Source organism: Duganella levis (assembly GCF_009857605.1).
Lineage (GTDB): Bacteria > Pseudomonadota > Gammaproteobacteria > Burkholderiales > Burkholderiaceae_D > Rugamonas > Rugamonas levis.
The window spans coordinates 1-12,697 of the sequence record NZ_WWCT01000037.1 but is presented as its reverse complement, the minus strand read 5'-3'; the positions used below and the strand labels follow the sequence as shown (position 1 = coordinate 12,697).

Sequence of the window (12,697 nt, the reverse complement as noted above, 5' to 3'; positions counted from 1 at the left end):
CTGGAGGAATGTATGTTAGGTAGCAAGAAGTTGCTTGCAGCGGCCGTGCTGGTCGTGCTGTTGTCGCCTTCCGCTTTTGCGGCGGAAGACACCGTGTTGAGCGCATCCGACCGTACCGAAATCGTCCAGACGCTGGTGGCGAAAATCAATGCGAACTACATCGACACAGCGCAGGTCGAACGGGTAGGCAGTGCCATCGCCAGGAAAAATGCCGAAGGAGGCTATGCGGCTGCTACCACCGCGACGGCGTTCAGTGCCGCGCTGAAGAAAGACTTGCGCGAATTCAGCGGCGACATGCATTTCAGCGCCGAGCGTTCCGAGGGTTTCAGGGAGAGCAGCGGTACCGAGGAACCGCCGAGCCGCGCTCAGATAGAACAATGGCGCGACGCAACCGCGCGGCGCGGCTACGACATCGAGAAGATCGAACGCCTTCCCGGCAACGTCGGCTACATCGAGTTGCGCCGCTTCGGTGGCGCGCATTTCATCGGCCCGGCGTACACGGCGGCGATATCGCTGTTGGCGGGCACGGATGCGCTGATCCTCGACCTGCGCCGCAACGGCGGTGGCAGCACGGACAGCGTGGCTTACCTGATGAGCCATTTCTTCCCGGTGGGCGAAGTGCTCCACCTGATCGATATCTATGAACGCCCGACCGGAACGACGCAGCAGATATGGACCGTGCCGACGGTCACGCAGCGTTACGACAAGCCGGTGTATGTGCTGATCTCGGCCCGGACAGGCTCCGCCGCCGAGGACTGCGCGTATGACTTCCAGGTGCTGAAGCGCGGCACCCTGGTCGGCGAAACCACCATCGGCGCGTCCAACCCCATTGGCCGGTTCAGCCTGGGACACGACATCATGGTCGCGATCCCGACGTCGCGCATGATCAATTTCGTCACCAAAACCAACTGGGAGCATGTCGGCGTGAAACCGGACGTCGCCGTGCCCGCAGCACAGGCGTTGCAGACGGCGCATGTTGCCATCCTGCGCAACCTGGTGGACGCTGCGAAGGAGGGCGACGAGCGCAAGGAACTGCAGCGCTTGCTTGCCATGACGGAGAAAGGCGAAACCGACAAGCCGGTTTATACGCTCAAGCCGAAGCCCTAAGCGCACCGGCGGCGAAAAAAAAGGAGCCGCGGCTCCTTTGTTGATTACTCCAGGTTTTGCACCTGTTCGCGCATCTGTTCGATCAGCAGCTTGAGCTCCATCGAGGCATCGGCCAGTTCCTTGACCGACGCCTTGGCGCCCAGCGTATTGGCTTCGCGGTTCAGTTCCTGCATCATGAAGTCCAGGCGCTTGCCGACCTGGCCGCCTTTTTTCAGGATGTGGCGGGTCTCGGTCAAGTGCGCCGACAGGCGGCCCAGCTCCTCGGCCACGTCGATGCGGATGCCGTACAGGATCACTTCCTGGCGAATCCGCTCCAGTGCATCCTGGCGCGACAGCGAGGAATTCGACCCCTGGCACGCCAGCCCCAGCGCATCCTGCATGCGCTCGATCGCCTTCTGCTGGAACGCCGCCACCACTTGCGGAATCAGCGGGGTGATGCGTTTGACAATGGCTTCCATCGCCTCGATGCGGGAAATCAGCATGGCTTCCAGCGCCGCGCCTTCGCGTTGACGGCTGGTCACAAACGCTTCGATGGTGCGACCGGCGAGGGTAGCGACATCAGCCTGCAGCGACTCCTGGCCGATCTGCGCCTCTTCGATAACGCCGGGCCAGCGCAGTAACTCTGCTACTGACATCGTTTGCACGCCGGGGAACAGGCCGCCCACTTCGCCCTGCAAGCGTTGTATTTCGGTCAATAATGGCAGATTCAGCGCCTGGGTACCGGTGGTAGCCGCCTTGCGTCCGAAGCTGAGGCGCAATTCCACCTTGCCGCGCGTGATGGCGCCCATGATCGCGGAGCGTAAATCGGGTTCGAGCGCTCGCAAATCGTCGTTTATTCGAAACTGTAAGTCCAAAAATCGTGAGTTGACGCTCTTGATTTCAATGGTCAGTGTTCCCGCCGCACTTTCACTGGTGGCGACCGCGTAGCCCGTCATGCTGGAAATGCTCAATGGATATCCCCGATTTAATCTTTACAAAACAGTGATTTATCCACACAATCCGGGTGTTGAGGCGAGGAATCTTATGGCTGCACAAAACAACGCCCCGTTACCAGATGGTCTGGAAATTGCTGGATATCGCATTGTAAAGAAAATTGCGTCCGGTGGGTTCAGTATTGTTTACCTTGCATATGATACTGATGGTAACGCGGTGGCAATCAAGGAGTATTTGCCCAGTTCTTTGGCGCTGCGGCAGCCCGGCGAACTGGTGCCTTCCGTCTCAAAAGCCCATCTTCCCGTGTTCCGCATCGGCCTCAAGTGCTTTTTTGAGGAGGGCCGGGCGCTGGCCCGCATCTCCCACCCGAATGTTGTAAGTGTGCTCAATTTCTTCCGCGCGCATGAAACAGTTTATATGGTTATGGCCTACGAATCGGGTCATTCGCTCCAGGAACACATCCAGCGGCAGCGTGGCAAGGGCAGCAAAGTGGGCGAAGCCTTCATCCGCACCATTTTCACGCAGGTGGTCAAGGGGCTGCGCGAAGTCCACGCCAACCAGCTGCTGCACCTGGACCTGAAGCCGGCCAATATCTACCTGCGCACCGACGGCACGCCGATGCTGCTGGACTTTGGCGCCGCGCGCCAGACCGTCAACACCGACCTGCCGACGCTGACGCCGATGTACACCCCCGGCTTCGCGCCGCCCGAGTTGTACGCCAAGACCGGGCTGGGGCCGTGGACCGACATCTACAGCATCGGCGCATCGATGTTCGCCTGCATGGTCGGCTCGCCGCCGCAGCCGGCCGACCAGCGCAAAAGCGAGGATAAGATGGCCAGCCATTTCCAGAAGCTGAAAGGACTTTATTCAGTGGAACTGGTGCAACTGGTGCGCTGGTGCCTGGAAGTGGAGCCGCTGGACCGGCCGCAAAGCCTGTTCGCGGTGCAGAAGGGCTTGCAGGCTGCCGTGCCTGATGCGATGCCGGCGCCAGCCCCGCCGACCATGATCGACAAGCTGCGCGGCCTGATGGGCAGGCTGGGCGGCAGCGGCGCGCGTGCCAAGGCCGGCCCGGACACGCTGGTCTGAATCGAGAGGACGACACCATGCAATTCTCCGTGTATCAGGAAAGCCACATCGGCGGCCGCAAGGTCAACCAGGACCGCATGGGTTACAGCTTTACGCGCGATGCGCTGCTGCTGGTGCTGGCCGATGGCATGGGCGGCCACCTGCGTGGCGAAGTGGCGGCCACGGTGGCGCTGCAAACCATCTCCACAATGTTCCAGCAACAGGCGCAGCCCTACGTGAAGAAGCCGCAGCGCTTCCTGGAGGAGGCCTTCCACGCCGCCCACCGCGACATTCACCAGTACCGCATCGAGCAGCAGATGCCGGAAGCGCCGCGTACCACCATCGTCGCCTGCCTGATCCAGCACAACACCGCCACCTGGGCCCACTGCGGCGACTCGCGCCTGTACTGGCTGCGCGACGGCCAAACGCTGGCGCGCACGCGCGACCACTCGCACGTGGAACACCTGATCTCGCGCGGACTGGCGCAGCCGTCCGAGCGCGCCACCCATCCGGACCGCAACAAGCTGTTCAACTGCCTGGGCGCCGACAGCCTGCCCAAGGTGGAAGTCTCGGCCGGCGCCAGCCTGCTGCCGGGCGACCTGGTGCTGTTGTGCTCCGACGGTTTGTGGTCTATGCTGCCGGACGATGAACTGGTACGCCGCATGCACGCGCAGACCGTGGTGCGCGCCGTACCGGATATACTGCAGGCCGCGCTGACGGCGGCGGGCGGCGCCAGCGACAACGTCACGGCGCTGGCCATCATGTGGCAGGGCAGCACCATGGCGGATAATCTGGGGCCGATCACGGCCACCATGATTTCCACCGAAGCGCTGCCGCAAGACCTGCACAGCACCACCATCCGCGACACGCCGGCAGTTGATGATGCCGCGCCGGCCGACGCCTTCGATGACGACGAAATTGAAAAAGCCATCGCGGAAATCCGCGGGGCGATCGAGAAATCCTCCCAAATACTCAAATAAGGAAACCCCATGACTGTTGTAACCCGTCCTAGCGGCCGCGCTGTCGATGCGCTGCGCACCCTGCGTCTGACCCGCGATTTCACCAAGCACGCCGAAGGTTCGGTGCTGATCGAATGCGGCGACACCAAGGTGATCTGCACCGCCAGCATCGAAGACAAAGTGCCGGGCTTCCTGAAGGGTAAAGGTCAGGGCTGGCTGACCGCCGAATACGGCATGCTGCCGCGCTCCACCAACACCCGCATGGACCGCGAAGCGGCACGCGGCAAGCAGTCCGGCCGCACCCAGGAGATCCAGCGCCTGATCGGCCGCTCGCTGCGCGCCGCGTTCGACCTGGAAGCCTTCGGGGAACGCACGCTGCACCTGGACTGCGACGTGATCCAGGCCGACGGCGGCACCCGCACCGCCTCGATCACCGGCGCCATGGTGGCGGCGCATGACGCATTCTCCAAGCTGGTGGCGCGCGGCGCGATTCCGGCGATCCCGCTGAAGCACTTCGTGGCGGCGATTTCGGTCGGCGTCTACCAGGGCACGCCGGTGCTGGACCTGGATTATGTGGAAGACTCCAACTGCGACACCGACATGAACGTTGTGATGACCGACGCCGGCCACTTCATCGAAGTGCAGGGTACGGCCGAAGGGGCAGCGTTCGACCGCGCCGGCATGGACCGCCTGCTGGACCTGGCGCAGGCTGGCATCGCCGACATCGTCAAGCTGCAAAAACAGGCACTGGGCATCACGGAGTAAAATACGCCATGACCAAACGCCTGATCCTCGCCTCCAACAACAAGGGCAAACTGAAGGAGTTCAACGAGCTCCTGTCCACCGTCGGCTTCTCCGTGCACGCGCAGGGCGAGTACGACGTCCCTGAAGCAGATGAACCTTTTCACACGTTTGTTGAAAATGCACTGCAAAAGGCCCGCCACGCGGCGCGCATCACCGGCCTGCCGGCGTTGGCCGACGATTCCGGCGTCTGCGTCAATGCTTTGGGCGGCGCGCCCGGCGTGTACTCGGCGCGCTTTGCCGGCGAGCCGAAATCGGACGCCCGCAACAACGAGAAGATGATCGTTGAACTGGCCAAACATGAAGACAAGTCCGCGTATTACTACTGCGTGCTGGTGTTCGTGCGCCACGCCGACGATCCGCAGCCGATCATCGCCGACGGCCGCTGGAACGGCGTGATGGTTGATACGCCGCGCGGCGAGGGCGGCTTTGGCTACGATCCTTACTTCTTCATCCCGTCGCTCGGCAAATGCGCCGCCGAGCTGGCGCCGGAAGAGAAAAACGCCTTGTCGCATCGCGGCCAGGCATTGCGCGCATTGGTAGAGAAACTGAAATGATCCCGATTAAAGTCGTCGGCGCCAGCACCAAGGCAAACGCCAAGCCAGCAGCCGACATCAGCGAAGCCGCCGGCGTCGCTGCGAAATACCTGCAAGGCGGTGCGCTGAACCTGACGGCGCTGCCGCCGCTGTCGCTGTACATCCACTTCCCGTGGTGCGTGCGCAAATGCCCGTACTGCGATTTCAATTCGCACGAGCCGAAAGAGGGCGAAGCCTTCCCCGAACAGGAATACCTGGACGCGGTGCGCGCCGACCTGGAACAGGCCTTGCCGCTGATCTGGGGTCGCAAGATTTATACGATCTTCATCGGCGGCGGCACGCCGAGCCTGATGTCGGCCGCAGGGCTGGACCGCCTGCTGTCCGATATGCGCACCTTGTTGCCGCTGGACAGCGACTGCGAGATCACGATGGAAGCCAATCCCGGCACCTTCGAGGCCGAGAAGTTCAAGTCCTACCGCGCCAGCGGCGTCAATCGGCTGTCGATCGGCATCCAGAGTTTCAATCCGCGGCACCTGAAAGCATTGGGCCGCATCCACGACGACGGCGAAGCCAGACGCGCGGTGGAAATCGCGCTGGACAACTTCGACAACTTCAACCTGGACCTGATGTACGCGCTGCCTTCGCAGACGCTGGAAGAAGCGCGCGCCGACGTGGAAACGGCGATGGCGTTCAAGCCGCCGCACCTGTCGCTGTATCACCTGACGATGGAGCCGAACACGCTGTTCGCTAAGTATCCGCCGTCGCTGCCGGACGACGACGCCAGCGCAGACATGCAGGACATGATCGCCGAGCTGACCGCCGCCAACGGCTACAACCAGTACGAGATTTCGGCCTACGCCAAGGAAGGCCACCGCGCGCGCCATAACCTGAATTACTGGGAGTTCGGCGATTACCTCGGCATCGGCGCGGGCGCGCATTCCAAGCTGTCGTTCCCGCACCGCATCCTGCGCCAGGCCCGCTACAAGCAGCCCAAGGCCTATATGGAACAGGTCAAACTGGGCGCGCCGGTGCAGGAAGAGTATGAGATCCAGCGCGAGGACATGGGCTTTGAGTTCATGCTCAACACGCTGCGCCTGCACGGCGGCTTCGATCCCAACCTGTTCAGCGAACGCACCGGCTTGAGCATCAACGCCATCGACAAGCAGCTCAATGCGGCCGAGGCCAAAGGGCTGCTGTATCGCGACTACAAGATCATCAAGCCGACGGAATTAGGCCAACGCTTCTTGAACGACCTGCAGGAGATGTTCCTGAAGGGCTGAAGCGCGACGCTGCGCCGGCATCGCTACGCAGTTTGAACTGCGACGATACGCCGGCCAGCGACGCAGCCTGATCCTGCATGCTGGCCGCCGCTGCCGCCGCCTGTTCCACCAGCGCCGCGTTCTGCTGCGTCATCTCATCCATCTGCGTAATCGCTTCGTTGACCTGGTTGATGCCGATGCTTTGCTCCGAGCTGGCGGCGGTGATTTCGCTCATGATGTCGGTCACGCGGCGCACGCTGGCCACCACTTCCGCCATCGTGGCACCGGCCTGCTGCACCAGCTGCGAACCGGCATCCACCTGCGCCACCGAATTGTCGATCAAGCCTTTGATCTCCTTGGCCGCCGCCGCCGAGCGCTGCGCCAGGCCGCGCACTTCGGACGCCACCACGGCAAAGCCGCGACCCTGCTCGCCGGCGCGCGCCGCTTCCACCGCCGCATTCAGCGCCAGGATATTGGTCTGGAAGGCGATGCCGTCGATGACGCCGATGATGTCGACGATCTTGCGCGCCGAGCCGTCGATGGCGCCCATGGTATCCACCACTTTGCTGACGATGGCGCCGCCTTGCTCGGCCACCGCTGATGCGGCATGCGCCAGCTTGTCGGCTTGGCGGGCATTGTCGGCGTTCTGGCGCACGGTGGTGGTCAGTTCTTCCATCGAGGCGGCGGTTTCTTCCAGCGCGCTGGCCTGCTGCTCGGTGCGCGCCGACAGGTCATGGTTGCCGGCGGCGATTTCGCTGGACGCCAGCGCGATCGCCTTGGCGCCGTGCTGGACATCGCCCACCACCTTGACCAGCTCATTGTTCATGCCTTGCAGCTCGCGCATCAGGTCACCGATCTGGTCGCGCGAGGCGACGCCGAATTCGGTGGTCAGGTCGCCGCTGGCCACCGTGGTGGCGACGCCGATGGCCGATTCCAGCGGCCGCGTGATGCTGCGCGAAATCAGCGCCGCGCACACCACGCCCAGCGCCACCAGCAGCACGCCCAGCGTGATCGACAGATTGATGCTGCGGCTGGTGGCGGCTTCCACATCCTGAGCCATCTGGTCCAGCACCTTGCGCTCGTACTCTACCAGTTTCAGCATGCCGGCCTGGTAGGCTTCGGCCGATGGCGTGAAGCTGGAAGTGAAGATGCGCGCCGCGTTGTCGCTGTCGCCGGCCTTGTTGGCATCCATCAGCGCCTGCTTGGATTCGACAAACTTGGCGCGTACGCCCAGCGTGGCTTGGTAGATGGCTTTTTCCTCGTCGCTGCTGATCAGCTCACCCATTTTGCGGTTCATGACGTTGCCCTTTTTCGAGCCGTCGGCCATGGTTTCGGCGAAGGTGGTGGCCAGCGAGGTGTCGCTGCTCTTGGCCATCATGATGGTGCGAGCGATGGTGACGGCGGTCTGCGTGTACCAGTCGGTGGCGAGACGCTCGCGCGCCAGCGGCTCGGCCATCATGCGCTTGGTGGCGTCGGCGTTTTGCACCGCGTTGCGCAGGGCAAACGAGGTCGAAATAATGGAGAGTATTAATACAATGGCAAAGCCCAGCGCCAGCCGGGAACCAATACGGATGTGGGAAAGAAAGGACATGACTGGTCTCAAACCGCAAGCGGCCTGTAATTATTGGTAACGCTCCCAGTATATCCTTTTATGCAAGAAGTTTTGTTTCAGAAATATTACATGGCTGACGGATACAATGTTTGGCCCAAGGCCAGCCGTTTGGCGGGCGCCGCCAGCCTGGTGTGCAAGCCGTCGTTGCCAAGGCGGAAGGACGACGCCACCTCGGCCAGCCGGGCTGCCTGTTCCTGCATGCTGGCGGCCGCCGCTGCCGCCTGTTCGACCAGTGCGGCGTTCTGCTGCGTCACGCTATCCATCTGACCGATGGCGGTGTTGACCTGGTCGATGCCGATACTTTGCTCGCTGCTGGCCGAGGTGATCTCGGCCATGATGTCGGTCACGCGGCGCACGCTGGCCACCACCTCGTCCATGGTGCTGCCGGCCTGCTGCACCAGCTTGGAGCCGATTTCCACCTGATCGACCGAATTGCCGATCAGCTCCTTGATCTCCTTGGCGGCGCCGGCCGAGCGCTGCGCCAGGTTGCGCACCTCGGACGCCACCACGGCGAAGCCGCGTCCCTGTTCGCCGGCACGGGCGGCTTCCACCGCTGCGTTCAGCGCCAGGATATTGGTCTGGAAGGCGATGCTGTCGATCACGCTGATGATGTCGAAGATCTTGCGCGAGGAATCGTTGATTGAGCCCATGGTGTTGACCACCTGGCCGACGATGGCGCCGCCTTTTTCTGCCACATCCGACGCGGTCTGTGCCAGCTGGTTGGCCTGGCGGGCGTTGTCGGCATTCTGGCGCACGGTGGAGGTCAGTTCCTCCATCGAGGATGCAGTTTCCTCCAGCGAACTGGCTTGCTCCTCGGTGCGCTGCGACAGGTCCATATTGCCGGAGGCAATCTGGTTGGAGGCGGTGGCGATGGTGCTGGTGCCGATCTGCACCTGGCTGACCACGGTGCGCAGGGCGTCGTTCATGCCGCTCAGCGCCGTCATCAGGTCGCCGATTTCGTCCTTGTCGTGGCGCGCGGCAAATTGCGTGGTGAGGTCGCCGTTGGCGACGGTGGCGGCGATGTCGACCGCCGACTTCAGCGGCACGGTAATAGAGCGCGAAATCACCCAGGCCGCCAGCGAGCCGATGGCCACCATCAGCCCGGCCAGCACCAGCAGCAGCGCGTTGCTGCGGTCGTTGGCGGCGTCGATCGCGTGGGCGGTGTCGTCGATGGCCTTGCGCTGCATGGCGAGGAAGCTCTTGACGCGGTCCTGGTAAGCCGAGGCGGAGGGCGAGAAGCTGTTCTGGAACAGCTGCTCGGCGCGGGCGGCGTCGCCAGCCTTGCGGGCGTTCATGACGTCGGTCTTGGCTTTCTGGTAGGTGTTGCGCAGCGCCGTGATCTCGTCGTACATCTTGCGTTCCTCGTCCGACGATAGCAAGCCCTTGATCTGGCTCAGCAGCTCACCTCCGCGCTTGGTGCTGGCGGCGATGACATCGGCAAAGGTGTCGGACAGCTTATCGTCGCTGCTGCGGGCGATCAGCGCGGTGCGGGCGATGGCCGAGTAGATCAGCACATACCAGTCTGCCACCAGCCGCTCCTTGGCCAGCGGCTGCTCCATCATGGCGCGGGTGGCCTGGGCGTTGGCGCGGGCGTTGACCAGCGCCACCGAGGTGGCCAGGATAGCCAGCAACAGCACCACCGCGAAACCGATGGCCAGACGGGTGCCGATACGCATCTGCGACAGGACGTTCATGATCATGACTCCCAACAAGAAAGCGGAAAATAAAGTATGCACCTGTCGCGGCGGCTGGTGGCCGCCTTCGTGGCAGTTCGTTGCGTTTTGGGAACAGAGTCAGAAACTGGCGGCTTGCTTCAGGTCGGGTTGCTCGCACCAGCGGGCGAAGTCGTCGGCCATGCGCTGGCTCTCGCCGATGGCTTGCAGCCAGTCGCGATTGCGGCGGCCGTGGTCCTGGCCGTAGACGGTGAAATCCTTGCGGTCAGGCAGCTTGGCGTTAGGCAGCTTGCGGACGAAATCGGCCGACGGCGAGACCAGGATCAGATTGTCGAGCGACTGGTCGCGCGCGCGGCGCCAGGGCATCGACTTGTCCAGCCAGCCGGGGACGATGGCGTCGCTGAAATGCGGGTACAGCACCAGGTCGGGATCGCGCTGGTAGGGCAGGTGCAGGTGGTAATCGATCAGGCCGCCATCCCAGTAGGCGCCGGCAGGGGCGCCGGCGATATCGGTCACAGCTTGCAGCACCAGCGGGATCGAGCCGGAGGCCAGCAGGGCGTCGCGCAGATTGTCTGGCGACAGGTCGACGAAGTGGCCGGCGAAGGCGTCGAATTCCTCGCGCAGCCAGCGCGCGTCGTCGTCGCGGTGGTGGAAGATCACGCGTTCCATCGAGGCCGCCAGGCGCTTGCGCGACAGCGCGTTGCCGGCGGCCGCCAGCAGGAAGCCGGCCAGCTCGCGCCAGCGGGCACCATTGGTATTGCCGAGTGCGCCTATGCCGCGCACCGTCAGTACGGAGACGTGGTGGTGCGGGTGGTTGACGGCTTCGGCGGCGCGGCCGTCCAGCAATTCATCGAGCAGCGCGCGGCAGGTGCGGCTGACGTACTCGGGCGTGACCTTGGCGGGATAGCGCTGGCCGGCGTACAGCCGCACCAGCCGCTGATGCGCGGCGACCGGATCGTCGAAGGCCGACGCCGCCATGCGCCAGGCGCCGATCGACGCGCCAATCAAGCGCCGCTGGCGTGGCGCGTGGCGCAAGAATTCGCCGAACATCCAGCAATCGAGGCCATGCAGGATCAGGCCCTTGGGCCCGCCCGCGGCAGCCGGCACGATCGCGATATCGGCCGCCTGCACGCCGTCGGCCACAATCCGCTCCCGCGCCCGCCGTCCCAACCGAATCGTAATCGAAGAAGTCATAAAAGTCGGGGTCAGGTCCGGCATTCGGACACGAGCACAACCGTAGCAGCCGCTACGGTTGTGCTCGTGTCCGAATGCCGGACCTGACCCCGGATTTGGGTTAGCGCATGCCGGAGATGATTTGCTTCAGCTTGCCGGTGTCGGCGACGAAGGCGCGGATGCCTTCGGCGGTTTTTTCGGTCGCCATCGCGTCTTCGTTCAGCATGAAGCGGAAGGTGGCTTCATCCATCGCGATTTTGCCGATGGTGGCGTTCTTGCCGCTGTCCGAACTTAGCTTGCGCTCGACCGGGGCGTTGGTGTCGGCCAGCTTCTGCAGCAGGTCCGGGCTGATGGTCAGCAGGTCGCAGCCGGCCAGTTCCAGGATCTGGCCGGTGTTGCGGAAGCTGGCGCCCATCACTTCGGTCTTGTAGCCGAACTTGCGGTAGTAGTTGTAGATGCGCTTGACCGACTGCACGCCCGGATCTTCCGCGCCTTCGTAGTCGATGCCGGTCGATTTTTTGTACCAGTCGTAGATGCGGCCGACGAACGGCGAAATCAGCTGGGCGCCCGCTTCAGCGCAGGCGATCGCCTGCGGCAGCGAGAACAGCAGCGTCATGTTGGTGTGGATGCCTTCTTTTTCCAGGATCTCGGACGCGCGGATGCCTTCCCAGGTCGAGGCCATCTTGATCAGGATGCGCTCGCGCTCGATTCCGTTCTTTTCATACAGCTTGATCAACTCGCGGCCCTTGGCCACCGAGCCGGCGGTGTTGAACGACAGCGCGGCGTCGATTTCGGTCGAGACGCGGCCCGGAATCACGCGCAGGATCTGCTTGCCGAACGCCACCAGCAGGTGGTCGATCACTTCGCCGGTGCTGGCGTCCATGTTGTCGCGCACGGCTTTTTCCAGCAGCGGCTTGTACTCTTCCTTCTGCACCGCCTTCAGGATCAGCGACGGATTGGTGGTGGCGTCGCGCGGCGTGTATTGCTGGATGGCCTGGAAATCGCCGGTGTCGGCAACTACGGTGGTGTATTGTTTGAGTTGTTCGAGTTGGTTCATAAGCACTGCCATTCTGATAAAGAAGTTGTTGTCCGTTTATTTTACTCCGAACCTGCCGCGTTTCCGTCCAATTCAGCCCAGCCGCATGACAATTGCGCCACAGGCAATCAGGCTGACGGCGACGATGCGCCCCGGCGCCAGCCGCTCGCGCAGGAACAGGGCGGCGATGACGGCGGCAAACAGGATCGAGGTCTCGCGCAGCGCCGCCACCGCCGCCACCGGCGCCAGCGTCATGGCCCACAGCGCCAGCCCATACGAAGCCAGCGTGCCGCCGCCGCCCAGCAGCACTACCCGCGCATGGCGGCGGGCGTAGGCCGGCAGTTCAGCCCAGCGGTTGGTGGAGCAGAGCAACAGCATCACGGCGGTCAGTACGAACAGCCACATGGTGTAGCCGGCCGGGGCGCCCGAGCGCCGCACGCCGACCGCGTCGATCATGGTGTAGGCAGCGATGACGGCGGCGTTCAGCAGCGCAAAGCCGGTGGCGCGGCGGCGGGCGTCGCGGTTGGCGGCGGTGTCGGCGCC

The 12,697-nt window shown here is 63.4% G+C and carries 12 protein-coding genes; 6 read left to right on the top strand and 6 right to left on the bottom strand.

Translation table 11 applies throughout. The features are described from left to right. Positions 1–12: 12 nt before the first annotated feature. On the top strand, positions 13–1,107 hold the full coding sequence (locus GTP69_RS28610; protein ID WP_161058051.1) for a S41 family peptidase: 1,095 nt from the start codon (positions 13–15) through the stop codon (positions 1,105–1,107). Positions 1,108–1,151: 44 nt separating this feature from the next. Here the strand turns inward: GTP69_RS28610 and GTP69_RS28605 are convergent, their stop codons facing one another. Further along, positions 1,152–2,042, bottom strand: a complete 891-nt coding sequence (locus GTP69_RS28605; protein ID WP_161058067.1) for a YicC/YloC family endoribonuclease — start codon at positions 2,040–2,042, stop codon at positions 1,152–1,154. A gap of 88 nt (positions 2,043–2,130) precedes the next feature. Between GTP69_RS28605 and GTP69_RS28600 the strand changes: the two genes are divergently transcribed. The 5 genes from GTP69_RS28600 to hemW are packed head-to-tail and all read left to right on the top strand — an operon-like array spanning position 2,131 to position 6,681. Further along, the gene (locus GTP69_RS28600; protein ID WP_161058068.1) at positions 2,131–3,126 is read left to right on the top strand and encodes a serine/threonine protein kinase; all 996 of its coding nucleotides are present in this window, start codon (positions 2,131–2,133) and stop codon (positions 3,124–3,126) included. A gap of 17 nt (positions 3,127–3,143) precedes the next feature. Then, the gene (locus GTP69_RS28595) at positions 3,144–4,085 is read left to right on the top strand and encodes a PP2C family protein-serine/threonine phosphatase (RefSeq protein WP_161058050.1); all 942 of its coding nucleotides are present in this window, start codon (positions 3,144–3,146) and stop codon (positions 4,083–4,085) included. A gap of 9 nt (positions 4,086–4,094) precedes the next feature. Next, entirely contained in the window at positions 4,095–4,829 is a 735-nt protein-coding gene (rph, locus tag GTP69_RS28590) for a ribonuclease PH (RefSeq protein WP_161058049.1), read from the top strand. An 8-nt stretch (positions 4,830–4,837) separates the two neighbouring features. Then, the gene (gene rdgB, locus GTP69_RS28585) at positions 4,838–5,422 is read left to right on the top strand and encodes an RdgB/HAM1 family non-canonical purine NTP pyrophosphatase (RefSeq protein WP_161048009.1); all 585 of its coding nucleotides are present in this window, start codon (positions 4,838–4,840) and stop codon (positions 5,420–5,422) included. Further along, entirely contained in the window at positions 5,419–6,681 is a 1,263-nt protein-coding gene (gene hemW, locus GTP69_RS28580) for a radical SAM family heme chaperone HemW (protein ID WP_161058048.1), read from the top strand. The genes rdgB and hemW overlap by 4 nt, the downstream gene beginning before the upstream one ends. Here hemW and GTP69_RS28575 read toward each other — a convergent pair. The 5 genes from GTP69_RS28575 to GTP69_RS28555 all read right to left on the bottom strand — a co-directional run. Next, positions 6,617–8,251: a methyl-accepting chemotaxis protein gene (locus tag GTP69_RS28575; protein ID WP_161058047.1), complete on the bottom strand. Its 1,635-nt coding sequence runs from the start codon at positions 8,249–8,251 to the stop codon at positions 6,617–6,619. The two genes, hemW and GTP69_RS28575, sit on opposite strands and share 65 nt — an antisense overlap. An 86-nt stretch (positions 8,252–8,337) precedes the next feature. Beyond that, positions 8,338–9,966, bottom strand: coding sequence for a methyl-accepting chemotaxis protein (locus GTP69_RS28570; RefSeq protein ID WP_161058046.1), 1,629 nt, complete (start codon positions 9,964–9,966; stop codon positions 8,338–8,340). A gap of 99 nt (positions 9,967–10,065) precedes the next feature. Next, a complete protein-coding gene (locus GTP69_RS28565) occupies positions 10,066–11,139 on the bottom strand; it encodes a patatin-like phospholipase domain-containing protein (protein WP_161058045.1) in 1,074 nt (357 codons plus the stop codon). 100 nt (positions 11,140–11,239) lie between these two features. Next, positions 11,240–12,175, bottom strand: a complete 936-nt coding sequence (gene tal / locus GTP69_RS28560; RefSeq protein ID WP_161058044.1) for a transaldolase — start codon at positions 12,173–12,175, stop codon at positions 11,240–11,242. A 72-nt stretch (positions 12,176–12,247) separates the two neighbouring features. Then, a partial coding sequence (locus GTP69_RS28555; RefSeq protein ID WP_161058043.1) for an EamA family transporter occupies positions 12,248–12,697 on the bottom strand: 450 nt, incomplete at its 5' end.